At 69.4% G+C, this 22125-nt stretch carries 20 protein-coding genes and 2 tRNA genes; 9 read left to right on the top strand and 13 right to left on the bottom strand.

What is annotated here, in order from left to right:
• Positions 1 to 156 precede the first annotated feature (156 nt).
• Positions 157 to 1170: a glycoside hydrolase family 6 protein gene (locus tag ACFY1U_RS38525; RefSeq protein ID WP_390698702.1), complete on the top strand. Its 1014-nt coding sequence runs from the start codon at positions 157 to 159 to the stop codon at positions 1168 to 1170.
• Between the two features lie 97 nt (positions 1171 to 1267).
• Here the strand turns inward: ACFY1U_RS38525 and ACFY1U_RS38520 are convergent, their stop codons facing one another.
• The 4 genes from ACFY1U_RS38520 to ACFY1U_RS38505 all read right to left on the bottom strand — a co-directional run bounded on the left by ACFY1U_RS38520 (position 1268) and on the right by ACFY1U_RS38505 (position 6533).
• Complete coding sequence (locus tag ACFY1U_RS38520) at positions 1268 to 3205, bottom strand: galactose oxidase-like domain-containing protein (RefSeq protein WP_390698701.1); 1938 nt, start codon at positions 3203 to 3205, stop codon at positions 1268 to 1270.
• Positions 3202 to 5208, bottom strand: coding sequence for a glycosyltransferase family 2 protein (locus ACFY1U_RS38515; RefSeq protein WP_390698700.1), 2007 nt, complete (start codon positions 5206 to 5208; stop codon positions 3202 to 3204). The genes ACFY1U_RS38520 and ACFY1U_RS38515 overlap by 4 nt, the downstream gene beginning before the upstream one ends.
• 317 nt (positions 5209 to 5525) lie before the next feature.
• Positions 5526 to 6242: a FadR/GntR family transcriptional regulator gene (locus ACFY1U_RS38510; RefSeq protein ID WP_390698699.1), complete on the bottom strand. Its 717-nt coding sequence runs from the start codon at positions 6240 to 6242 to the stop codon at positions 5526 to 5528.
• 217 nt (positions 6243 to 6459) lie between these two features.
• A tRNA-Lys gene (locus ACFY1U_RS38505) sits at positions 6460 to 6533 on the bottom strand.
• A 188-nt stretch (positions 6534 to 6721) separates the two neighbouring features.
• On the opposite strand from ACFY1U_RS38505, the gene ACFY1U_RS38500 reads away from it, so the two are divergent.
• From ACFY1U_RS38500 to ACFY1U_RS38480, 5 genes are all read left to right on the top strand, one after another.
• The gene (locus ACFY1U_RS38500) at positions 6722 to 8029 is read left to right on the top strand and encodes a peptidoglycan-binding protein (RefSeq protein WP_390698698.1); all 1308 of its coding nucleotides are present in this window, start codon (positions 6722 to 6724) and stop codon (positions 8027 to 8029) included.
• Between the two features lie 106 nt (positions 8030 to 8135).
• Positions 8136 to 9248: an SPFH domain-containing protein gene (locus ACFY1U_RS38495; protein WP_390698697.1), complete on the top strand. Its 1113-nt coding sequence runs from the start codon at positions 8136 to 8138 to the stop codon at positions 9246 to 9248.
• Between the two features lie 113 nt (positions 9249 to 9361).
• Complete coding sequence (locus tag ACFY1U_RS38490; RefSeq protein ID WP_390698696.1) at positions 9362 to 9967, top strand: lytic polysaccharide monooxygenase; 606 nt, start codon at positions 9362 to 9364, stop codon at positions 9965 to 9967.
• A gap of 165 nt (positions 9968 to 10132) precedes the next feature.
• Positions 10133 to 10648 (top strand): DUF3592 domain-containing protein, encoded by a 516-nt coding sequence (locus ACFY1U_RS38485; protein ID WP_390698695.1) that lies wholly within the window; start codon positions 10133 to 10135, stop codon positions 10646 to 10648.
• 40 nt (positions 10649 to 10688) lie between these two features.
• The gene (locus ACFY1U_RS38480) at positions 10689 to 12308 is read left to right on the top strand and encodes a long-chain-fatty-acid--CoA ligase (RefSeq protein WP_390698694.1); all 1620 of its coding nucleotides are present in this window, start codon (positions 10689 to 10691) and stop codon (positions 12306 to 12308) included.
• Between the two features lie 108 nt (positions 12309 to 12416).
• Here the strand turns inward: ACFY1U_RS38480 and ACFY1U_RS38475 are convergent.
• From ACFY1U_RS38475 to ehuB, 6 genes are all read right to left on the bottom strand, one after another.
• Positions 12417 to 12490: transfer RNA gene (locus ACFY1U_RS38475), tRNA-Lys, on the bottom strand.
• A gap of 105 nt (positions 12491 to 12595) precedes the next feature.
• Positions 12596 to 13354: an IclR family transcriptional regulator gene (locus ACFY1U_RS38470; protein WP_390698693.1), complete on the bottom strand. Its 759-nt coding sequence runs from the start codon at positions 13352 to 13354 to the stop codon at positions 12596 to 12598.
• 213 nt (positions 13355 to 13567) lie between these two features.
• Positions 13568 to 14344 (bottom strand): ectoine/hydroxyectoine ABC transporter ATP-binding protein EhuA, encoded by a 777-nt coding sequence (gene ehuA, locus ACFY1U_RS38465; protein ID WP_390698692.1) that lies wholly within the window; start codon positions 14342 to 14344, stop codon positions 13568 to 13570.
• A gap of 10 nt (positions 14345 to 14354) precedes the next feature.
• A complete protein-coding gene (gene ehuD / locus ACFY1U_RS38460) occupies positions 14355 to 15005 on the bottom strand; it encodes an ectoine/hydroxyectoine ABC transporter permease subunit EhuD (RefSeq protein WP_390698691.1) in 651 nt (216 codons plus the stop codon).
• Complete coding sequence (ehuC, locus tag ACFY1U_RS38455) at positions 15002 to 15712, bottom strand: ectoine/hydroxyectoine ABC transporter permease subunit EhuC (RefSeq protein WP_390698690.1); 711 nt, start codon at positions 15710 to 15712, stop codon at positions 15002 to 15004. The genes ehuD and ehuC overlap by 4 nt, the downstream gene beginning before the upstream one ends.
• Positions 15712 to 16632, bottom strand: a complete 921-nt coding sequence (gene ehuB, locus ACFY1U_RS38450) for an ectoine/hydroxyectoine ABC transporter substrate-binding protein EhuB (RefSeq protein ID WP_390698689.1) — start codon at positions 16630 to 16632, stop codon at positions 15712 to 15714. Before ehuB ends, ehuC begins: the two co-directional genes overlap by 1 nt.
• A 47-nt stretch (positions 16633 to 16679) precedes the next feature.
• On the opposite strand from ehuB, the gene ACFY1U_RS38445 reads away from it, so the two are divergent.
• Positions 16680 to 17174, top strand: a complete 495-nt coding sequence (locus tag ACFY1U_RS38445) for a DUF3830 family protein (RefSeq protein WP_390698688.1) — start codon at positions 16680 to 16682, stop codon at positions 17172 to 17174.
• Between the two features lie 34 nt (positions 17175 to 17208).
• On the opposite strand, the gene ACFY1U_RS38440 is transcribed toward ACFY1U_RS38445, so the two are convergent.
• Genes ACFY1U_RS38440 through ACFY1U_RS38430 form a run of 3 tightly spaced genes read right to left on the bottom strand, consistent with a single transcriptional unit; the run spans position 17209 to position 20429 of the window.
• On the bottom strand, positions 17209 to 17946 hold the full coding sequence (locus ACFY1U_RS38440) for a DUF4097 domain-containing protein (RefSeq protein ID WP_390698687.1): 738 nt from the start codon (positions 17944 to 17946) through the stop codon (positions 17209 to 17211).
• Between the two features lie 50 nt (positions 17947 to 17996).
• The gene (locus tag ACFY1U_RS38435; protein ID WP_390698686.1) at positions 17997 to 19448 is read right to left on the bottom strand and encodes an amidase; all 1452 of its coding nucleotides are present in this window, start codon (positions 19446 to 19448) and stop codon (positions 17997 to 17999) included.
• A 33-nt stretch (positions 19449 to 19481) separates the two neighbouring features.
• Complete coding sequence (locus ACFY1U_RS38430; RefSeq protein ID WP_390698685.1) at positions 19482 to 20429, bottom strand: D-2-hydroxyacid dehydrogenase; 948 nt, start codon at positions 20427 to 20429, stop codon at positions 19482 to 19484.
• A 152-nt stretch (positions 20430 to 20581) separates the two neighbouring features.
• Here ACFY1U_RS38430 and ACFY1U_RS38425 point away from each other — a divergent pair, with 152 nt between their 5' ends.
• Positions 20582 to 21379 (top strand): aspartate/glutamate racemase family protein, encoded by a 798-nt coding sequence (locus ACFY1U_RS38425; protein WP_390698684.1) that lies wholly within the window; start codon positions 20582 to 20584, stop codon positions 21377 to 21379.
• On the top strand, positions 21376 to 22107 hold the full coding sequence (locus ACFY1U_RS38420) for a decarboxylase (RefSeq protein WP_390698683.1): 732 nt from the start codon (positions 21376 to 21378) through the stop codon (positions 22105 to 22107). The genes ACFY1U_RS38425 and ACFY1U_RS38420 overlap by 4 nt, the downstream gene beginning before the upstream one ends.
• Positions 22108 to 22125: the final 18 nt, after the last annotated feature.

Here is a 22125-nt window from a genome sequence, read left to right as displayed (position 1 = left end):
GGGGTTCTACGACGACCCTCCGGACCGGCCGGGTGCCGCCGTACCACCCCGGCCATGGCTGTAACAGCTCGCCGACAAGGTCCGGGCGATCTCGTGGGCGAGGCGGCCCGTATGTCAGGATTGAGACTCGGACCAGTGCAGCCAAGGGGGAGTTGGATGTACGGCATGAGGGGGGCCGGAATGAGGGCTTCCGCGGTGGTGCTGGGGGCGGCACTGCTGGCCGCGGGATGTTCATCCGGGGGTGGCGACGACAAGAACGCCGGCGCGAAGATCACCCAGCAGCCCAAGGACAGCGACCCGTTCTGGGTCAACCCGGACGGCAACGCGGCACGTCAGGTCGCCGCCTACGCAAAGTCCGGCAAGGACTCCGAAGCCGAGAAGATCCGCAAGATCGCCGAGCAGCCGACCGGCGAGTGGATCGGCCCGGAGAACCCCGAGCCGGAGGCCCAGGGCTTCACGGAGGCCGCCGACAAGGCCGGCCGCACGGCCCTGCTGGTCCTCTACAACATCCCGCACCGCGACTGCGGCCAGTACTCCCAGGGCGGCGCGGCCGACGGCAACGCCTACCGCGCCTGGATCGACGGCGTGGCCACCGGCATCGGGGACCGCGCGGCCATGGTGATCCTCGAGCCGGACGCCGTACTGCACCTGGTGGACGGCTGCACCCAGTCCCGGTTCCAGGAGGAGCGCTACAGCCTCCTCAACTACGCCATCAGCAAGCTCAAGTCCCTGAAGAACACCAAGGTCTACCTGGACGCGGGCAACGCCGGCTGGGGCCACCCCGACCAGATCTTCCAGCCCCTCCAGCGCGCGGGCGTCACTCAGGCAGACGGCTTCTCGGTCAACGTCTCCAACTTCTACTTCACCCAGGACTCCATCGCGTACGGCAAGCAGCTGTCCGCAAAGGTGGGCGACAAACACTTCGTCATCGACACCAGCCGCAACGGCAACGGCCCCTACACGGAGGGCAAGGCGGACGAGAACTGGTGCAACCCGCCCGGCCGCAAACTGGGCGAGACCCCGACGACGAAGACAGCGGATCCGCTGGTCGACGCCTACTTGTGGGTCAAGCGCCCAGGCGAGTCGGACGGCACCTGCAGGGGCGGCCCCAAGGCGGGCGAATGGTGGCCGGCCTACGCACTGAAGCTGGCGGAAGGGGAAACTTCCTGAGGGGTGCGGGGCGCGGGGCTGTGACATTTGCGGCTCCGCCGCGTGTGCGCGACAAGCCACAGCGCTCCCGCACCCCACAAGACAACCTGCGGGAGCGCTACGGCACCCTCACCCACTGCGCCTTGGACGGCGTGCCCTGATCGTCATCGACAAACAACATGTACCACCCCGACGTCACCAGATTCCGGTTCTTCGGCACAGTAACCGTGATCTTGTCGCCGGAGACCGTGTAGTCCAACGCAATGGACCGCTGATCCACGTCCGTGACGTGAGTGGACGCGCTGGGCCGAATCAACCGCACCTTCTTGATCGCCGAAGCCTGCGGAGACGTGAACGTCCCCGACCCACCCCGGGCAATGGTCTGCGGTCCCCCGGACAACGACGGCCGTGAATCCCGATAAAGATAGGGCGGGGTGTAAATCTCGATCCGCTGCTCGAACTTGCCCGGCTTGGTGTTCGCCTTGTCGCCGTACAGCGAGTCCGACCCGAAGAACATCACCCGCCCGTCCGGCAGCAGAATCGACCCCGAGTGGTAGTTCCGCCCCACCTCGGGATCGGCGACCCGCTGGAACGTGTTGGTGTCCGGGTGATAGAGCCGGGCCTGCAGGATGTTGGAGTCGCTGCGCCCGCGATAGTCCTCAGACCCGCCGGACACCAGCACCGTGTCGTCGGGCAGCACCGAGGACTGCGGATACCGCGTCCCCTTCTCCAGCGTCGGCCCGTCCACGAACTTCGGGTTGTCGTCCTTCAGATCGATCAGCCGCGTCTTGTTGCTGGACAGCTTGGACTCGCCGACCCCACCACCGCCGATCACCATGAACTTCTCGTTCTGCGCCGGAGGCAGCAGCACCGTGCCGGATGTCTCCATCTCGCCCGGGTCGCTCAGCCCGGACAGTTTGGTGAACTGGTTCGAGTCGACGTCCCAGATACCCGGATCACGGCCGACGTTGTCGGGCCCGTACCCCGCATTCGAACCCGAGTAGAAGATCTTGCCGTTCTGCATCAGGAACAGCGCCGGGTACGTCGGGAACTGCCGGATCTTCGACGTGTACGTCCACTTCTTGGTCTTCGGGTCGAAGACCTCGTTCTTGCCCGGCACCAGCTGCCCGATGTCGTCGAGCCCGGACACACTGAGGATCTTGCCGTCGGACAGAGTCGTCAGCGTCGGATACCAGCGCGCCTCGTTCATCGGGTCGACCTTGATGTACTTCTCGGCCACCGGGTCGAACTCGAATGCGTCGCGGATCCCCTGGAAGTCCTTCTTGTCGAGGGCGAGCTTCTGCGCGATGCCGTACGTGTTGCGTGCGTCGGCGCCGGTCAGGCCCTGGATCCGGTAGTTGTCCTGCGTACCGGTCTCGTACTTCGTCCCGGACTTCTTCGCCTCGACGTAAATACGCCCCAGACCGGGGTCGTTGCGCAGGAACTTGCCGGTCTTCGGGTCGAAGACCTTCTTCGCGCGCGGCACGAGCACCGGGTCCTTGGACACGAAGGTCTTGCCGTTCTCCTTGCCCGTGAACTTCGTCCCCGCGGGCAGAGTCATGGGCTTGTCCGGGTTCTCGTTGTGCACCACCATCAGGCCGCCGGCCTTGGTGACGTCACCCTTCAGCTTCTCGTACCGCTTCGTCCCGCCCGCGATCAGCAGATTGCCGTTCGCCAACTGGGTGTGGCCGGTGCAGAACAGGTCCTTGGGCGTCGGGATCTTCTTGATCGTGCCCTTGACCGGGTCCCAGATCCGGGTGTCGAACTTCTTCGCGTTGAAGTTGTCCTGGTTGTTGCCCGAGCCGGCGATCAGCAGCACCTTGCCGGTGCGCAGCAGCGCCGCGTGGATGGTGTCCTGGCGGTATTCGGGCGGGAACTCGATGATGTCCCAGTGCCCGTTCTTCGCCTTGTACTCGGGTCTGTTGATCTTGTACTGGTGGTATTTCTCGGTGCCGACGCGGTAGAGCCACGGCCCGTTCATCCCGGCCAGCGCGAGCACCACCGCGGTGCCGATCGCGAGTCGACGGGCGCGGCGGCGGCCTGCACGGTCGTTCATTCCTTACGTCCCCCAAATCCACCGAGAGCGATCTGCATCGTCTGGTCACTGCCTGCGCCCGGACCCCCGCCGGAGGCGGCCCAGCTGGGCTTCTGCCCCGAGCCGTGCGGCGACTGCGGCGTGTGCTGCCCGGGCAGCGGCTTCGGCTGGTACGCCGCCACGGGCGCCGCCGAGTCCTGCGGCTCCTCGTACAGCGGAGCGGGCGGCTGCTTCTTCGCCTGCCTGAGTCCGTACCGCCAGGCGAAGATCGGCGACGCGGTGATCAGCAGGGCGAAGGCGGCCCAGATGATCATCGCCGGGTGCGAGTGCCCGAGTGTGAAGCCGGCGGCGATCGAGCCGCCGAAGACCAGGATGAAGAACAGGTGGATCCGGAAGGTCCCGAACAGCGTGTCCGGGCTGGCCGAGTCGCCCTTGGGCGTCACCACGAACTTGCTCTTGCGGCGCAGCACGGTGTCCATCAGGGAGCGTGCGTAGATCGGCGCCGAGAGGGCCGACATCACCATGCCCGCCACACCGCCGGAGCCCTCCGGCTCGTGCGGGGAGACGTTGTGCCGGCGGTTCCAGACGTACAGGCCGATCTGCAGCGCGGACGCGTTGCCGTACAGCATCAGCCAGACCGTCGGGTCGATGTTCACACCCGAGGCGCCCAGACCCAGGAACAGCGCACAACTCAGCGCCGCCAGGATCCAGTTGAGAGCTGACATCGGGTAGAAGATGATCATCATCGTGTAGTTGAAGAGCTTGCCCGGAGGCAGGGAGAACCAGCCCTTCCAGTACTGCTTCAGGATCGTCTCGTATGTGCCACGGGACCAGCGCAGCTGCTGCGTGAAGAAGTCCGTCCAGGCGCCCGGGCCCTCGCCCACCGCGAGCACGTCCGGCGTGTAGACCGACCGCCACTTCTTCCCCGTGGCCGGGTTCCGGTGCCGGTGGATCTCGAAGCCGGTGGCCATGTCCTCGGTGATCGAGTCGTACAGGCCGCCGATCTGCTTGAGCGCCTTGATCCGTACGGCGTTCGACGTACCCACGAACATCGGGGCGCCGTAGCGGTTTCCGGCCCGCTGGATGAGGGCGTGGAAGAGGAACTGCTGGGACTCGGCCGCCTTGGTGATGGGGTTGTCGTAGTTGCCGTACACCTGCGGGCCGATGACGAAGCCGACGTCCGGGTCGCGGAAGAAGCCGAGCATCCGCTCCAGGTAGTTGGGCAGCGGTACGTGGTCGGTGTCGACGGAGGCGAAGAAGTCGTAGTCGTCGCCGTGCGCCTCGAGCCAGGCGTTGTAGTTGCCGTGCTTGGTCTTGGCGCGGTGCGGGCCCTTCTTCTGGTTCCACTTCTCGACGCCCTTGCGGGAGAAGTGGTGCACGCCGAGGCGCTCGCAGACCGCCTTCACCTCGGGGTCGTCGCCCTCGTCGAGGAGCCAGATGTGCAGAAGCCCCCGGTGGCGCAGCCGCACGGCCGCCTCCAGGGTCTTCGTCACCATCTCCAGGGGTTCCTTGCCGGGCACGTACGTCGTGATGAACGCGACTCTCGTGCCGGTCTCGGGCACCACCGGGATGGGGTCGCGGGCGACCAGCGTGGCGTGCGCGTTGGACAGCACGTTCATGCAGCGGAAGAACTCGATCAGACCGATCGAGACGAGCATCACGACGTCGAGCGCCGGAAGGAAGCTGTAGGTGGGATAGTCGCGCTCGGTCCAGTGCTGCGGCTGCAGCAGCCAGGCGAGCAGGATCAGCGAGAGCAGCGGCGCGGCGCCCAGCATCAGGGCGGCGCGCAGCCGGTGGGGCTCCTGCGAGAGCAGCGAGCGGTACTGCACCTTGTACGGCTTGTTCGGGTCGGGCTGGGTGAGGGGACCGGCCAGCCGGCTGTAGTGCTCGTAGTCGTATCTCGGCAGGCTCTTCTTGATGCGCCGGAACTGGCCTGTCGTGCTGTTCCGGTGCGACGGCACCCTGAGCTGGGTGGTTTCTGACGGGTCGAAATTCTGCCGGGCGCCCGTCGGCGTCGACGTCATGAGTCATCCCCCCACACGCAGATCGCTGCGTGTCGTGTCGTTTCCTTCCGTCCGCGGTCGAGTCCCCCTCGACTCTCCACGGACGTGTCAGTGACCGGCCGCAGTCACCACACTTTCCACACCCGAAGACATGGAACCGCGACCTTCCGGTTGCATGATGCCCCCCTCGGCATCCGCTCGGGAACGGGGCCCCTTATCCCCGCGAACCCGGCAACCGCTTACTTGCCCCCCAACTGCCGCGCATCCGCAGCATCTTGGAAAACAGGGTTCTACGGCGTTCATCATGATCGCAAGATGCGAAACGCGGTGTTTACCGGTCATACGCGTTCATTGTGGCGCGCGTGGGGGTCCTGTGGACCAGTTGTGGACAGCCGGGCGCGGATGTTGCCGAAGTGCTCTCTTATGGCCTCCTCCGCCCGTACCGAGTCGCCCGAACGCACCGCGTCGAGGATGTCCCGGTGCTGTCTGCAGGTCACCTTCGGGTCCTGGGGCACGCCTCCCAGGTCCGTCTGTACACGGTGGAAGGCATCCCAGAACGCCTCCAGGACCTCGCCGAGGAGCACGTTGTCCAGCCCCCGGTACAGGGTGGCGTGGAAGGCGCGGTCGGTGTCCGCGAGGCCGGCGCCTCCTTGCGCGGCCTGGTGTTCCATACGGTTCGCGAGGGCGTCGAGCTCAATGAGGTCCGGCTCCGGGATGCGCCCCGCGAGCCGGGAGACGAGGCCCGTCTCGACCGCCTCGCGCAGCTCCAGGAGCTGGAGCAGGGAGTCCTCTCCGCGGTAGTGCCCGGCGACCGTGCGGAAGGCCAGGCCCTCGATCATGGGGGCCAGCGACATGGGGCCGACGTAGGTGCCGAAGCCGTGCCGGATCTCCACGATGCCCATCGCCTGCAGCGCCTTCAGCGCCTCGCGCACCGAGTTCCGGCTCGCGCCGAGGAACTCCATCAGTTCGGGCTCGGTCGGCAGCGGGGCCCCGGAGGGCAGCCTGCGGTCGATGATCAGCTTCTTGATCCGCTCCTGGAGGTCACGCGCTGCCATGGCCAGAGAGTAGCGCTCCGCTGGTTGCGCGGGACTGGATCTCCGGGCGTCTGCGGCGCCGTCGTGGCTGGTCGCTCCCCCACTCTCGGCTTCGCTCGAGCGGGGGACCCCCATCGCGGCGAAGCCGCACATCGACAGGGCCCCGCACCCCTTCAGGGGCGCCGCCTGCCCTCATGGCGAGAGGCCCCCCGCTTGCGCGGAGGGCCTCTGCTGTCTGTGCGCCGCCAGGGACTCGAACCCCGGACCCGCTGATTAAGAGTCAGCTGCTCTAACCAACTGAGCTAGCGGCGCCTGCTGACGTCGTAACTCTACCGGACGGTCGGGGGTGCTCCGAACCACCCGTCCCGGTGGCCCCCCCGGGTCACGGGCGGCGCTTGTACATCATTCGGACCGTCAACATGCGCGTCGGGAAGAGGGTTGGGAAACTGATCACCGTGGACAGGCCCGGTCATTTTCATCTGGAGTGTGAGGGGAATCGCATGGCGTCTCCGGTATTCGAGGAATTCGATCCGGCAAGCGACTGCGACTGTCCGGGATGTGCGCACTGGCGGAGTGTTCTGCCGTATTCGCGGGCGGTACGGCACCCGGCGGCCCGCCGCGCCGTGATCGTGGCGGCCGCCGCGTCCGCCGCCCTCGGCGCGGGGCATGTGGCGCCGGCGCTCGCCGCCCCGCAGGTACCGCCCGGACCGGGCGTTTCCGCAGGCAGCGAGGTTGCCACCCCGCAGGGGCGCCCGGCCCCGCTGCATGGCAGGGGCGGCCCGCCCGTCGAGCCCGCCGGTGACGTCAAGGCGCCCCAGACCACCCGCGCGGAGATCATCACCCGGGCCAAGAAATGGGTCGACGCGAAGGTGCCGTACAGCATGGAGGCCTACTGGTCCGACGGTTACCGGCAGGACTGTTCGGGCTATGTCTCGATGGCCTGGGGGCTGCCCGGAAACGAATGGACGGGCACCCTGGGCAAGTTCGCGGAGCGGGTCACCAAGGAGGAACTGCAGCCCGGCGACATTCTGCTGTTCCACAATCCGCTGAACCCGGAGAGGGGCTCGCACGTCGTCATCTTCGGTGGCTGGAAGGACTACACGCACACCTCGTACCTCGCCTACGAGCAGCGGCCCCCGCAGGCCCGCCGGAAGGAGACCCCGTACGCCTACTGGCACCAGTCGAACCGCTACGTCCCCTACCGCTACAAGGGGCTCAAGGAGGACCAGGCGGCCGGTCCGGACAAGCCGAAGCCGCCGGGCGTCGCGACGCCGCCGTACCCGGGGGCGGCGTACTTCGGCCCCGGTGCGAACAACAAGTACGTGACCCAGCTCGGGCAGATGCTCGTCGCGCGTGGTGCCGGGCAGTACTACGCACAGGGCCCCGGCCCGCGCTGGTCGGACGCGGACCGCCGGGCCACGGGGGCCTTCCAGCTGGCCCAGGGCTGGAACGGCACGGAGACGCGCGGGCTGCCGGGGCCGCTGACCTGGGACCTGCTGGTGTCGGGCAAGGGCAAGGACATCGCTCCCCTCGACGCGCCGGATCCGCAGGTGCCCGCGTCCCATGGGGTGCCGGGCTATCCGGGACGGGCGATGTTCCGCCCCGGCGCCTCCAGCCCGTACGTCACCCAGCTGGGGGAGCAGCTGGTGAAGAAGGGCTTCGACAAGTACTACACGTCCGATCCGGGGCCGGACTGGGACGAGGAGGACCGGCGCAACGTCGAGGACTTCCAGCGCTCCCAGGGCTGGCGGGGCGGCGCGGCGGACGGCGTCCCGGGCCCGGAGACCTGGCGGCGGCTCTTCTCCTGAGCACTCCCGGCGATGCCCGCTTTGTCTGATCCCGAGCGGTTTGGCTTGACCCATCTGTTGTGACGCATCTGTTGTGACGCATCTGGCGCGGAGGCTGGAGGCACGCATGAGTACGACGACCACTTCACAGACGCCCGATTCCGAGGGGCCGGGCAGACCCGGTCGCCTCATCCAGAACGAGGCGACCACCGAGATCCCCGTCCATCTGCTGTTCCGCGACGAAACGGCCCCGGTGTCCGTGCCGCTGAGGCCGACGGTGGTCGGCCGCCGGCAGGGGACGGGTGAACAGCCGCGGTTCCGGCGCCCGACTCCGGTGAAGCCGCGGTCCGCGCCCGAGGTCGACCCCGACCTGGGCGAGCGGCCCGCCAGGGTGCTGCCCGCGACGGCGGGCGTCCTCGCCGGGGCCTGCGGGGCGGCCGGGTGCGTGGCCACCTCCTGGTGGGCCGGCGTCCTGCCGTCCCTCGCGGTGACGGCGCTGCGGCTGCCGGCGGACCCGGGCGCCGGGCTCGGCCCCGCGCAGTGGGCGTCCTACGCGGGCGCCGCGGCGCTGGGCTTCTTCGGCTTCGGCGGCCTCGCGCGCGGCCGGACCGGACGGGCCTGGGTGCTGGGGCTGTACGGCCGCTACCGGGGCACGGTCCGGCGCACCGGCCTGATGTGGGTCAACCCCCTGCACCTGCGCCGCCGGGTCGATGTACGGCTGCGGCACTGGCGCAGCGAGGAGATGCCCGCGGCCGACGGCAACGGGGTCGCGCTGCGGGTCGTCGTGCTGGTGGTGTGGCGGGTGCGGGACACCGCGCGGGCCGTGCTGGGCATCGAGGACCACGAGACCTATCTGCGCGAGTGCGTGGAGGCGGCCCTCGCGCGGGTCGCGGTGGAGGCGCCGGGTGCGTCGAAGGCTTCGGTGGACGTGGTCACGGAGGCGCTGACCCGGCTGACGGCGGCGGACGCCGAGCCGGTCGGGCTCGAGGTGTTCTCGGTGCAGCCGGTCCGGGTCGAGTACGCCCCCGAGGTGGCCGCCGCGATGCAGCGCCGCCGTATCGCCGCCCTGGACGCACAGCACCGCGCGACCGTGCTCACCTCGGTCGTCGACTCGGTGGAGGACACCGTGACGCGGCTGACCGTGCGGGGCCTGGTGGAACTGGACGACTACGAACGCAAGGCGCTGGTCAAGGACTTGACGGTGGCGTTCTGCGCGGGGCGCACAGAACCGGGGCCGTGATGGCGCGGCCATGTCCTGTGCATGGACACGGCCAACAATCGGCAATAATCTGAGACTTGGTCTAGACCTGCACGCCTCATGGAACTTCCCCCACGTTCTTCAGGAGCGGCAGCATGCGCAAAAAGACCAAGTGGTACGCCGCCGCGCTCGGACTCATCACGGCAGGAGCCTTCGTGCTCTCCGCCGGGGGCGCGAGCGGCCACGGCTACACCGACCTCCCCGTCAGCAGGCAGAAGCTCTGCCAGAACGGCACCGTGACCAACTGCGGCGAGATCCAGTACGAGCCGCAGAGCGTCGAGGGCCCCAAGGGCTTCCCCGCCGCCGGACCGGCCGACGGCGCGATCTGCTCCGGCGGCAACTCCCGCTTCGCCCAGCTCGACAGCCCGAGGACCCCCTCGGGCGGCGCCTGGCCCACCACCAGGGTGACGGGCGGGCAGAGCTACACCTTCCGCTGGCAGTTCACCGCCATGCACGCCACCACCGACTTCACGTACTACGTCACCAGGCAGGGCTGGAACCAGAACCACAACCTGGCCCGCTCCGACCTCAACACGACACCGTTCCTGACGGTGCCCTACAACGGCCGGCGGCCCCCCGCCACCCTCTCCCACACCGGCACACTGCCGTCCGGTCTGAGCGGCCACCACGTCATCGTCGCCGTATGGACGATCGCGGACACGGGCAACGCCTTCTACGCCTGCTCGGACGTCACCTTCTGATCCCGGGCCGGTTCAGCGGGCTGGAGGACCACGGGACCGCGTCTCATCGAGGGAGGGCGCGGTCCCGTCATCTCTGAGCATTACTTGAGCGAATCCTGCACTACCCGCGGGTACGTTCCTGGCACGCCGGCCGAACGGGGCCGGTGTACGACCTCGGGGGACCCCATGGATGCGTTCTTCTACCTAGTGCCCAGCCTCCTGATCGCCCTCGCGCTCACCGGCCTGATCGGCCTGCTGCGCCGCGCCCGGCGCATCCGCAGTGCCTGGAACAGCGGGCTCACCGCCGAGGCGCGCTGCCTGAACACGTACACCACGACCAGCGGGGGCGGCGGCGACACCTCCGTGAGCACGAGCCTGCACCACGTCTACGAGTTCACCACCCGCGAGGGCCGTCCGGTCCGCTTCGAGGAGAGCAACGGGCCGCGCACGGTCGTCGCCGGCGACATCGTCACGGTGCGCTACGCGGCCGAGCACCCGGAGTGGGCCACGGCGAAGCCGCCCCAGCCCGGTCGGCTCATCGCCGAGCAGGGCTGCCTGCTGGCCTTCTTCGGCGTGTTCATCGCTTTCTGCATCGCCTTCATGGTCGGGTTCAGCCTGTTCTCGGACAGCTTCGGCTTCGGCGACGACGGGGTCGACCCCACCAACACCGTCGTCGTCGACGGCGTCACGATGACGCCGTGACCCTCCACATCTGACGATCCATCAACTACCGTGCGCTGCCATGGAGTCGAAGGCGCGCACGGTCGCGGAACTCGTCGCCGGCCGATGGGGCGATCACCGTCCCGGCCTGTGGTGCGAGGGGCGCGTGCTCACCCACCACGAGGTGGCCGCCGGTGCCGCCGCCCGGGCGGCCCTGCTGTCCGACCTGCTGCCGCCGGGCGCCGAGCCCCATGTGGGTGTACTGCTCGACAACACCCCTGAGTACCCCCTGTGGCTGGGCGCTGCGGCGCTCGCGGGAGCGGCGGTCGCCGGGATCAATCCCACCCGCCGGGGCCCGGAGCTGGCCCGCGACATCCTGCACACCGAGTGCCGGACCGTCATCACCGAGCGCACCCGCCTCCCGCTCCTCGCCGGCCTCGAACTCCCCGGCGTGCGGATCCTGTTGACCGACAGCGAAGAGTACGAGGACCTCCTCGCGCCGTATACGACCGCTGAACCGGACGCCTCCCGGGCCACCCCCGAAGACCGCCTGCTCCTCTACTTCACCTCGGGCTCGACCGGCGCCCCGAAGGCCGCGATCTGCAGCCAGGGGCGACTGGCCGCCGCGGGCGCGTCCCTGGTCGGTCAGTTCGGGGTGCGCCCCGACGACGTGCACTACATCTGCATGCCGATGTTCCACGGCAACGCGGTGATCGCCGACTGGGCGCCCGCGCTGGCGGCCGGGGCGGGGGTGGCGCTGCGGCGGCGCTTCTCGGCGTCGGGGTTCCTGGCGGACGTACGGAAGTACCGGGCGACGTACTTCACGTATGTGGGGCGGGCCGTGCAGTACATCCTGGCCACGGAGGAGCGCGCGGACGACCGGGACAATCCGCTGCGGCTCGGCTTCGGCACGGAGGCGGGCACGGTGGACGCGGCGGCCTTCGAGCGGCGGTTCGGGGTGCGGCTGGTGGAGGGGTACGGGTCGTCCGAGGGCGGGGCGGCCGTGCAGTGGTCGCCGGGGACGCCCCCGGGCGCGGTGGGGCGGGCGGCGCCCGGGCTCGTCGTACTCGATCCGGAGACGCGCAAGGAGTGCCCGCCCGCCGCGTTCGACGCGGCCGGGCGGCTGCTCAACGGGGACGAGGCCATCGGGGAGCTGGTGAACCAGGGGCCGAACCCCTTCGAGGGGTACTGGCGCAACCCCGCGGCGGAGGCCGAGCGGCGGCACGACGGCTGGTACTGGACCGGTGACCTCTTCTACCGGGACGCCGACGGCTACCTCTACTTCGCCGGCCGCACCGACGACCGCCTCCGCGTCGACAGCGAGAACCTGGCCGCCGCGATGATCGAGAACATCCTCGCCCGGTACGAGGGCGCGGATGCCGTCGCCGTCTACGCCGTGCCCGATCCGGTGACCGGGGACCAGGTGATGGCGACGATCGCCGGAAGCTTCGACCCGGCGGGTTTCGCCGCCTTCCTGGCCGCGCAGCCCGACCTCGGCACGAAGATGGCACCCCGGTTCGTGCGGGTCGTGGACCGGATGCCGGTCACGGCCACGAACAAGATCCACCGGGCGCTGCTGAGGCGGGAGGGGGTCCGGTGCGCGGATCCGGTGTGGTGGCGGCCGCCCGGGAAGACGGCGTACCGGAGGCTGACCCGACAAGACGCCGAAGGGCGTCTCGCTCCCACGGGACACCTCGCCTGAGGGGCTGTGGAGGGGCGAAGCTCCCACCGCGCGCGGCGAAGCCGCGCAAAAAAGACGATGGCGAGACCGGTTCGCGCTTTCCGCGAACATGCCTCGCCATCGTCATCGTGCGCCGCCAGGGACTCGAACCCCGGACCCGCTGATTAAGAGTCAGCTGCTCTAACCAACTGAGCTAGCGGCGCATGACTCACGCCGCCCGCGTTTCACGTTTTTGTGTCTCGCGGGTGGCGACGAAGAAAATACTACCTGGTCCGGAGAGGTGCTCCGGACCACCTGCCGATGTCGGCCTAGATCGCCAGGGACAGCAGCACCGGCGTCGCGTTCCGGTTCAGGGCGTCCGCGGCCTGGCGGAGGCGGTGGGCGTCCTCGACGGGAAGGGAGAGGGCCAGGCAGCCGACCGAGGAGCCGGCGCTGATCGGGACGGCCGCGCAGACCGTGCCGACCGCGTACTCCTGGAGGTCCAGGTGGGGCACGGTGGGCGGCTGGGACTCCAGGCGGGAGAGCAGGAGCCGGTCGCTGGTGATCGTGCGCGAGGTGAGGCGGGCCAGCTTGTGGCGGGAGAGATGGTCGCGCCGGCTGTTGTGGTCGAGCTGGCAAAGCAGGCTCTTGCCGACCGCGGTGGCGTGGGCGGAGTACCGGAAGTCGACCCACTCGTTGACCGCCGGGGTGGTCGGGCCGTCGGCGTACTGGGCGATCTTGACCTCGCCGTCGACATACCGGCTCAGGTACACGGCCGCGCCCACCGAGTCCCGCAGCCGGTCCAGGGTGCGCTGGAGCTTCTCGCGCAGTGCCTGCTCGCGGCCCTGTGCCGAGCCGAGGCGGGTGAGGGCGTCGCCCGTGACATAGGCGCCGTCGGTGATCTGCTCGACGTAGCCCTCGCGGCGCAGCATCCTCAGGAGCGTGGTCAGTCGCTCCGGGGTGAGGCCGGTCAGCCTGGCGAGCTCGGTGTCGGTGACTCCGGTGGTGTGCCGTGCCACGGTCTCCAGGACGCGCAGGGCGTCCTGGGCCGAGTGGTACGGCGCGGTCGGCTCGTGCTTCAGCGCCACGGTGGTCCCCCTGCGCTCGCTCTACAACTGGGCCGTATTGCGGACAGCGAATCTCTTCCACGATAACGGCCAAGCGGCTTGTTGTGAGCGGTTGTTGACGAGATTAAGACCCCGGCGCACGGCTCTCAGCAGGGGCGCAGGCACTCTGGCATATGCCACTGCCATGACCCGGCGCCAGGACCTCGGTGGTTGAACGGAGTTCAACGCCCTGGGTCAGAGCACCGCGCTGAGAAATTCCCGCGTCCGGTCCTTCTCGGGATCGCTGAAGATCTTCTCCGGTGGGCCGGATTCGATGACCCGACCGGAGTCGAACATCAGCACCTGGTCCGAGATGTCCCTGGCGAAGTTCATCTCGTGGGTCACACAGAGCATCGTGATGTCGGTGGTGCGGGCGATGTCCCGCAGCACGTCGAGCACGCCCGCGACCAGCTCCGGGTCGAGCGCGGAGGTCACCTCGTCCAGGAGCAGCACCTGTGGCCGCATCGCCAGTGCCCGCGCGATCGCCACTCGCTGCTGCTGGCCGCCGGAGAGCTGGGTGGGGCGGGCGCCCGCCTTGTCGGCGAGGCCCACCAGCTCCAGCAGTTCACGGGCGCGGGCCTCCGCCTCGTCCTTGGGCAGGCCCAGGACGGTGACGGGGGCCTCGGTGACGTTCCGCAGCACCGACATGTTCGGGAACAGGTTGAACTGCTGGAACACCATCCCGATCTTCTTGCGGACCTCGCGGACCTGCTTCTCGGCGGCCGGGAAGAGCTGATCCCCGTCGACGGTGATCGTGCCCTCCTCGGGCTTGGTCAGCGTCATCAGCAGCCTGAGGATCGTCGTCTTGCCGGAGCCGGACGGGCCGATCAGTGTCACGTGCTTGCCGGAGTTCACGGAGAAGTCGAGCCGGTCGAGGACCGTGTTCGAGCCGAATCGCTTGGTGACGTGGTCGAAGCGGATCAGCTCGCTGCCGTCCACCGGCGGGTTGGCGCTCGCGTCGGGTTCTTTCATCAGAGGGGTGTCAGCGGACAAGGCGTCGCTCCAGGGCTCGCAGGAGAAGGGAGGCCAGATAGGAAATGACGATGAAGGCCACGCCGATCACCGTGAGGGGCTCGGTGAACTGGAAGTGCTGCTGCGCGAACAGCCGCGCCTGGCCGAGCATCTCCAGCACGGTGATCGCCATCAGCATCGGCGTGTCCTTGAGCATCGCGATCACGTAGTTGCCGAGGGCCGGCACGACCCGGCGGATCGCCTGCGGCAGGATCACCACCTGCCAGGTCCGCGTCCGCGGCAGGTTCAGCGCCGTCGCCGCCTCCCACTGGCCGGCCGGCACCGCCTCGATGCCCGCGCGGTAGACCTGCATCGTGTACGTCGAGTAGTGCAGGCCGATCCCGATGACGCCGGTGGTCAGCGCGGACAGCGTCAGCCCCCACTCGGGCATCACGTAGAACAGGAAGAACAGCTGCACCAGCAGCGGGGTGTCGCGCACGAACTCCGTGACCACGCCGACCGGCCAGCGCACCCAGCGCGACGGCGTCCGCATCAGCAGCGCCCACACCAGGCCCAGCGCGAACGAGATCAGCGAGCCGAGGGCGAGGGCCTGCAGGGTGACGAGCACGCCGTCCCAGAAGTGCGGCATGAAGTCGCTGACGGCGCTCCAGTCCCAGGTCATGCGACACCACCTCCGACTCCGGTGCCGACGGGCTCGGGCACCGTGACCTTGCGCTCGGGCGCCTTGCCGACCCCGGCCTTCAGCTTCTTCTCCAGCCCGCGCATGACCCGGGTGAGCAGGAAGGCGATCACGAAGTAGATCAGCAGGATGTACGTGTAGATCTCGGCGCTCTGCTGCAGCGCCAGACGCACCAGGTTGGCGCTGAAGGTCAGGTCGCCCATGCCGATGACCGACACCAGCGCAGTGCCCTTGAGCAGCTCGATCAGCAGGTTGGAGAACGGCGGGATCATCTCCGGCACCGCCTGCGGCAGCAGGATCAGCCTCATCCGCTGCCAGGGCGTGAAGCTGAGCGCGATGCCGCCCTCCTTCTGCGCCGGGTCGACCGCGTTGAGCGCGCCGCGCACGATCTCCGAGCCGTAGGCGCCGTACGTCAGCCCGAGCGCCAGCGTGCCCGCCCACAGCGGCACCAGCTGCCAGCCGAAGGCCGGGGGCAGCACGAAGTACACCCAGAAGATCATGATCAGGGCCGAGGTCCCGCGGAACACCTCGGTGTAGAGGCCCGCGAGGAAGCGGACGATCCACAGCCGGTGGGTGCGCGCGACGCCGACGACGAAGGACACGGCCGCGGCCAACAGCGCGCTGAGGACCAGCAGTTGGACGGTGATCCAGATGCCCTTGAGTACGAGTTCCCAGAGTCCCGAGGTCATCAGCCCGTCCCTCCGCCGCACAGCTCCTTCGCGGTCAGATCGGTCATCTCGGCCTTGGTGAAGCCGAAGGGCTGGAGAATGCGGAACAGTTCGCCGCTCTTCTTCAGCTTGTGCAGCTCGACGTTGAAGGCGTCCCGCAGTCTGGTCTCTCCCGGCCGGAAGGCGAAGGCGCCACCGTCCACATGGGGCTTGCCCTTGACGAGCGGCGCGAAGGCCTTGGTCGCCTCGGCCTTGCTGGACTTCTTCACCACTTCCCGCGTGGTGAGCGCCGTACCGGCGAAGACGTCGACCCGCCCCGCCTCGACGGCGTTCAGCCCGGCCACCTGGTCCTGCACGATGAGGATGTCGCTCTGCTTGTATCCGGCCTCGACGGCGTACTGGATCTCCGCGTAGCCGGTCCCGGTGGCGAACTTGGCCTTCTTCGCGACGATGTCCTGGTAGGTGTGCAACCCCATCGGGTTGCCCTTCCTGACGATGAAGGCGTCGAGCATCTGATAGTCGGGGTCGGCGAAGATGACCTGTTGGCAGCGCTCGGGGTTGACGTACATCCCGGCCGCCACCACGTCGAACACCTGGGATTTCAGGCCCGGAATCAGCGAGCCGAACTCCGAGGGCACGGGCTGCACCCGGTCGACGCCCAGCCGCTTGAAGACGACCTTGGCCAACTCCGGCGCCTCGCCGGTCAGTTCGCCGTTCTTGTCGATGTACCCGAAGGGGATCTCACCCGCGATTCCCAGCCGTACGACGCCCGCCGCCCTGAGCCGGTCGAGCAGATCGCCGCCGCCCTTGGTGGACGCCGTGGCCACGCGTGAACAACCCGCGGCCCCGAGTGCGCCGAGCGCCGCCACCCCCGCGAGCAGCGACCGGCGCGTGGTCCCGGGCGTTTCTCTGTCGTTCTCGTTCCCAATTGGTGGAGCCATGGCGGCGCGGCTACCCGAGAGCATGCGATGTATGCACCATGGGATGCATGGCTGACCGCTACATCGAAGTCTCGCTGGTCAAGCGCGGAATCTCCTGCACGGCAAAACTGCTGGACGACCGCGCCCCCGTCACCAGCGCGGCCGTGTGGGACGCCCTCCCCCTGGGCAGCGACGTCTACCACGCGAAATACGCCCGCAATGAGATCTATGCCCTTTTCCCGCCCTTCGCGACAACCGAGCCACCCCTGGAAAACCCGACCGTCACCCCGATTCCCGGAGATCTCTGCTATTTCTCCTTCGCGGGAACCGAACTGGGAACGAAGGCATACGGCTACGACCGTGAGGTCCGCGCCGGCACGACCGTCGTCGACCTCGCCCTCTTCTACGAGCGCAACAACCTGCTGCTGAACGCCGACGTCGGCTGGGTCCCGGGCATCGTCTGGGGCCAGGTGGTCGAGGGCCTCGACGCGATGGCCGAGGCCTGCAACGACCTGTGGCGGTCGGGGGCGGCCGGGGAGACACTCGGTTTCCGGCGGGTGTGACGCCCGGGGCTCAGCGGGCTGTTGCGGTCGCGGCCTAGGCCGCCGGCTTCACGGTCAGGTCGCCGCTGGTCGTCGACAGATCCAGGCGGTACCTGCCCGACGGGTCGTTCCGGAACGCCACGTTCTTGTCGCCGTTGGAGTTGTCCGCCGAGATCCGGTACCTGGCGGGCGGCGCCGTGACCGTGAGGTCGCCGCTGGTCGTGCGGGCCGTGATGTTCTGCGGGACGGCCGCCTGGATCGTCACCTCGCCGTTGGACGTCCGGGTGTCGATGCCTCCGCCCCTGACGCCCTTGACGTCGACGCCGCCGTTGGAGGTGCGCAGTTTCACCGGGCCCGTGGCGCCGGCCACCGCGATCTCGCCGTTGGTCGTGTGGACATCGACGGTGCCGACGTCGGTCAGGCTGAGGCCGCCGTTGGAGGTGCCGCCCGTCACCGGAAGACCGGCGGGCACCTTGACGATGTAGTCGACGCCGCAGTCCTCGCCGCAGCCGGAGAGCGTCAGGGCGCCGTTGTCGACGTGGAAGGACGTGCCGCCGGGCTTGTCGCCGCGGTAGTCGACCTTGCGGTGCACGGAGACCGTGGAGGTGCCGGCCGAGGCCTCCACCGTCACGCCTCCGTCCCCGGTGTCGAGACGGATCGAGGTGACCTTCTGGGACACCTTGGCGTCGTCCTCGAAGGACTTCTGCCCGACGGCCGAGCAGGCGGACAGCCCGCCGGCGGTGAGAGCGGCCAGAGCCGCCGCAGCGAGGACACGTGTGTGTGGACGCCGCATGAGATTCCCCCGTGTGGATCGAGTGTGAACAGTGATCGGTCACCGCGATCCTACGAAGCCGGGCGCCCGCCCTCACTGGGGAAAACCCCCGGAAAACCGTTCCGGGACGCTCCGGCGACCCCCGCCTCGTACAGCGCGTGTGCCGCCCGCAGCACCAGCGCGTCCCGGTGTCGCGCCGCCACCAGTTGCAGGCCGATCGGCAGCCCTTCCCCGTCCACGCCCACCGGGACGGTCGCCGCCGGCTGCTGGGTCATGTTGAAGGGGTACGTGAACGGGGTCCACCCGGTCCAGCGCCGGTGGCCGGAGCCCTTCGGCACCTCGGTGCCCGCCTCGAACGCCGTGATCGGCAGCGTCGGGGTGACGAGGAGGTCGTAGGACTCGTGGAAGCGGCCCAGGCGGCGGCCGAGTTCCATGCGGACGCCGACCGCGGCGAGATAGTCCAGCGCGGTCAGGCGGGCGCCCGCCGCGCAGATCTCCCGCAGGCCCGGGTCGAGCAACTTGCGTTGCTCGGGGCCCAGTTGCTGGGTCACCCGGGCCGCCCCGGAGAACCACAGGGCGTGGAAGGCGTCCACCGGGTCGGTGAAGTCGGGGTCGGTCTCGGTGACGTACGCGCCGAGTTCCGCCAGCCGCTCCACCGCCCGCCGCACCGCGGCCGCCACCGCGGGCTGCACCGCGACCTGGCCGCCGAAGGACGGCGAGTAGGCGATCCGCAGGCCCTTCACTCCGCCGGAAAGCCCGGCGGCGAAGGAGTCCGGCGCGGCGGCCAGCGCCGACCAGTCGCGGTGGTCCGGCACCCCGATCACGTCCAGGAGCAGCGCCGCGTCCGCCGCGTCCCGGGTCATCGGGCCGACATGGGCCAGCGTGCCGAAGGCGCTCGCCGGGTAGAGCGGCACCCTGCCGTACGTCGGCTTCAGGGCGAAGATGCCGCAGAAGGCAGCAGGGATACGGACGCTGCCGCCGCCGTCCGTGCCCAGCGCGAGGGGGCCCGCGCCCAGCGCCACGGCCGCCGCCGCGCCGCCGCTGGAGCCGCCCGCGGTGCGGGCCGGGTCGTACGGATTGCGGGTCACCCCGGACCGCGGTGAGTCGGTGACGCCCTTCCAGCCGAACTCCGGGGTCGTGGTCTTGCCGATGAACACGGCTCCCTGCTCGCGCAGGCGGGCGACGGACGGGGCGTCCTCGTCCCAGCTGCCCTGCTCCGAGATCGTGTCGGAGCCCTTGAGGGTGGGAGCACCCCGCAGCAGGATGATGTCCTTGACGGTCGTCGGGACCCCGTCCACCAGCCCTTTCGGCTCACCGCGCCGCCATCGCCCCGTCGACTCCCGGGCCTGCGCGAGGGCCTCGTCGGGCAGGAGTCGAACGAAGGCGTTCACCTCTGGCTGGATCTGCTCGGCCCGCTCCAGCGCGGCCCGCGTGGCCTCCTCCGGACTGAACTCCCCCTTGCGGTAGCCCTCGACGAGTCGTGCGGCGGTCAGCTCGGTGAGTTCGAGACCGGGGTCCGTCATCTGTCCTCCATCGCTCGTCCATCGCTCGGCGGTTCAGCGTCCGGGTACGTATCCGCGCTTCTTGTCCACCACGTTCAGCAGAGGTCTGCCCGCCTCCCAGCGTTCGTACAACTCCACGAACTGAGTGCCGAGTTGATCGCGCCAGCCGACCGTGTCGCCGCTCATGTGCGGGGACACGATCAGGCCCGGCACCTCCCACAACGGGCTTTCGGGGGTGAGGGGTTCGTGCTCGAAGACATCCAGCGCGGCGCCCGCGATCCACCGCTTGGTCAGCGCCTGGGCGAGCGCTTCCTCGACGACCAGACCGCCGCGCCCGATGTTGATGAAGCGCGCGGAGGGCTGCATCACGCCGAAGCGGCGCGCGTCGAACATGCCGTGCGTCTGCTCGGTCAGCGGGGCGGCCGCGATCACCCAGTCGGCGCGGGCGATCAGCCGGTCCAGGTCGTTCGGACCGTAGATGCCGGTGTGCGGGGTGCGCCCGACGATCGCCGTGGTCATGTCGAGCGCCTTGAGCGTGCGGGCGATCGTACGGCCGATGGGCCCGGAACCGACGACGCACGCGCGCGTGCCCGCGACCCGCTGCGTCTCGCGGTGCCGCCAGGTGCGCTCCCGCTGCAGCTCCCAGGTCCGCGGCAGATCCTTGGCCATGGTCAGGACGAGCGCGGCGACGTACTCGGCGATGGGCTGGTCGAAGACGCCGCGCGCGTTGGTGACCACGGTGTCGGAGGCGGCGAGTTCCGGACACATCAGATGGTCCACGCCCGCGCTCGCCGTGTGCACCCAGCGCGGCCGCGGGCCCTCACCCGGCCAGGCGGAACGGACGGCCCGGGAGGTGAAGTCCCAGACCAGCAGGACGTCCGCGTGCGGCAGGCGCTCGGCGAGGGTCGACTCGTCCGCGTGCTCGATCCGGGCGCGGCCGGTGAGTCTGCCGAGGCGGGGGAGGGGGTCGGTGTCCAGGACGAGAAGCGTCGGGGTGGTCATGCGGAAAGCCGTTTCTACGGGAGGTTGCGGCCGTCTGACATGGGAGGTTTGACCACGCTCGCACCCGAACCTACCTTCGTCAACACGGGTGCGATGGGGGGTCCGTTGCTCCGCTGTTTCTCACGGTGAGGCGGTGGTCGCCCATGGGTGCCATGGACGTTTCCTTTCTCGGCGGACCACTTCCCCAGCGCGGTGTGGGTGTGGTCGCTCCCTTCGACTTCGCTCTGGACCGCGAGCTGTGGCGCTGGGTCCCGGACGATGTATCACTCCATCTGACGCGGACGCCGTTCGTGCCGGTCGAGGTGAGCCTCGACCTGGCCCGGCTGGTCAGCGAGCACGAGACGCTGGACGACGCGGTCCGCACGCTGAACGCGGTCGCGCCGGAGGTCGTCGCGTACGCCTGCACCTCCGGCAGCTTCGTCGGCGGAATCGCCGGGGAGCGCGCGATGTGCGCCGCGATGACCCGGGCCGGTGCGATCCCCTCCGTCACCACCTCGGGCGCCCTCCTGGAGGCCCTGGTGGCGCTCGGCGCCCGACGGGTGGCGCTGGTGACCCCGTACACCGTGTCGGTGACCCGCGCGCTGGAGGAGTACGTCGCCGAGGCCGGCATCAAGGTCACCGGACGGGCGTACATGGGCCTGACCCGGCACATCTGGAAGGTGCCGTACCGCGATGTGGTCGCCATGGCCCACAAGGCGGTACGACGGCCGGCCGACGTCCTGTTCATCAGCTGTACCAACCTCCCGACCTACGACGTCATCCCGCAACTGGAGGCCGAACTGCGCATCCCGGTGATCTCCGCCAACCAGGTGACGATGTGGGCTGCGCTGTCCCGACTGGGTACCCGGGCCGTGGGGCCCTATCAGGCGCTGATCGATCCGGCGGCGCGCTCCGGCCCCGTACTGCCACAGCTCCCGGACGGCGAACAGCAGCAGGAAGGCAGGTCATGACGGCACTCGGATTCCTCTACCCCGGCCACTCCGCCGAGGACGAATACCCACGCATCGAGCAGCTGCTCGGCAGCAACATCCGCCTAGACGTCGTCCACACCGACATCGGCGAGGACGCGCACCGGGTGGACGCGCTGCGGGAGATGGGCTCGGCCGAGCGGCTCGCGGCGGGAGTCGAGGAGCTGCGCATGGCGGGCGCCGAGTCGGTGGTGTGGGCGTGCACCAGCGGAAGCTTCGTCTACGGCTGGGAGGGCGCCCATGAGCAGGTGCGCGCCCTCGCCCTCGCGGCCGGGATGCCGGCTTCGTCGACGTCCTTCGCCTTCGTGCACGCGCTGCAGGAGGTCGGGGCGCGGCGGGTGGCGGTCGGGGCGACGTACCCCGAGGACGTGGCCGGGCTGTTCGCGGAGTTTCTGCGGGCGGGGGGTGCGGAGGTGACGTCCGTGCAGGGTGCCGGGATCATCACCGCGGCGGAGGTCGGGACGTGGGGGGAGGCGGAGGTGTTGACGCTGGCCCGCGAGGCTGATCGGCCGGATGCGGACGCGCTTCTGTTGCCGGACACGGCGCTGCATACGGCGGCGCACATTCCCGCCCTGGAGAAGGAGCTGGGGAAGCCGGTGCTCACCGCCAACCAGGTCACCGTGTGGGAGGCGCTGCGGTTGGCTGATCGGCGGGTGAATGCGCCGATGCTCGGGGCGCTTTTCACTCGGGAGCCGATCGTGCAGGTCTGAACTTTTCCTCGCCCCCGC

Source organism: Streptomyces sp. NPDC001351, from assembly GCF_042896045.1.
Taxonomy (GTDB): Bacteria; Actinomycetota; Actinomycetes; order Streptomycetales; family Streptomycetaceae; genus Streptomyces.
Note: the sequence above shows the minus strand (reverse complement) of the source record. Positions and strands in the feature narration are given on the sequence as shown.

Bases quoted from the DNA above. Each gene is read 5' to 3' on its own strand.
- ehuD (WP_390698691.1), bottom strand. From the start codon at position 15,005: ATGACCTGGGACTGGAGCGCCGTCAGCGACTTCATGCCGCACTTCTGG.
- ACFY1U_RS38485 (WP_390698695.1), top strand. From the start codon at position 10,133: ATGGATGCGTTCTTCTACCTAGTGCCCAGCCTCCTGATCGCCCTCGCG.
- ACFY1U_RS38440 (WP_390698687.1), bottom strand. From the start codon at position 17,946: ATGCGGCGTCCACACACACGTGTCCTCGCTGCGGCGGCTCTGGCCGCT.
- ACFY1U_RS38420 (WP_390698683.1), top strand. From the start codon at position 21,376: ATGACGGCACTCGGATTCCTCTACCCCGGCCACTCCGCCGAGGACGAA.
- ACFY1U_RS38520 (WP_390698701.1), bottom strand. From the start codon at position 3,205: ATGAACGACCGTGCAGGCCGCCGCCGCGCCCGTCGACTCGCGATCGGC.
- ACFY1U_RS38515 (WP_390698700.1), bottom strand. From the start codon at position 5,208: ATGACGTCGACGCCGACGGGCGCCCGGCAGAATTTCGACCCGTCAGAA.
- ACFY1U_RS38445 (WP_390698688.1), top strand. From the start codon at position 16,680: ATGGCTGACCGCTACATCGAAGTCTCGCTGGTCAAGCGCGGAATCTCC.
- ACFY1U_RS38525 (WP_390698702.1), top strand. From the start codon at position 157: ATGTACGGCATGAGGGGGGCCGGAATGAGGGCTTCCGCGGTGGTGCTG.
- ACFY1U_RS38500 (WP_390698698.1), top strand. From the start codon at position 6,722: ATGGCGTCTCCGGTATTCGAGGAATTCGATCCGGCAAGCGACTGCGAC.
- ACFY1U_RS38430 (WP_390698685.1), bottom strand. From the start codon at position 20,429: ATGACCACCCCGACGCTTCTCGTCCTGGACACCGACCCCCTCCCCCGC.
- ehuA (WP_390698692.1), bottom strand. From the start codon at position 14,344: ATGAAAGAACCCGACGCGAGCGCCAACCCGCCGGTGGACGGCAGCGAG.
- ACFY1U_RS38490 (WP_390698696.1), top strand. From the start codon at position 9,362: ATGCGCAAAAAGACCAAGTGGTACGCCGCCGCGCTCGGACTCATCACG.
- ACFY1U_RS38480 (WP_390698694.1), top strand. From the start codon at position 10,689: ATGGAGTCGAAGGCGCGCACGGTCGCGGAACTCGTCGCCGGCCGATGG.
- ACFY1U_RS38510 (WP_390698699.1), bottom strand. From the start codon at position 6,242: ATGGCAGCGCGTGACCTCCAGGAGCGGATCAAGAAGCTGATCATCGAC.
- ACFY1U_RS38435 (WP_390698686.1), bottom strand. From the start codon at position 19,448: ATGACGGACCCCGGTCTCGAACTCACCGAGCTGACCGCCGCACGACTC.
- ACFY1U_RS38495 (WP_390698697.1), top strand. From the start codon at position 8,136: ATGAGTACGACGACCACTTCACAGACGCCCGATTCCGAGGGGCCGGGC.
- ehuC (WP_390698690.1), bottom strand. From the start codon at position 15,712: ATGACCTCGGGACTCTGGGAACTCGTACTCAAGGGCATCTGGATCACC.
- ehuB (WP_390698689.1), bottom strand. From the start codon at position 16,632: ATGGCTCCACCAATTGGGAACGAGAACGACAGAGAAACGCCCGGGACC.
- ACFY1U_RS38425 (WP_390698684.1), top strand. From the start codon at position 20,582: ATGGACGTTTCCTTTCTCGGCGGACCACTTCCCCAGCGCGGTGTGGGT.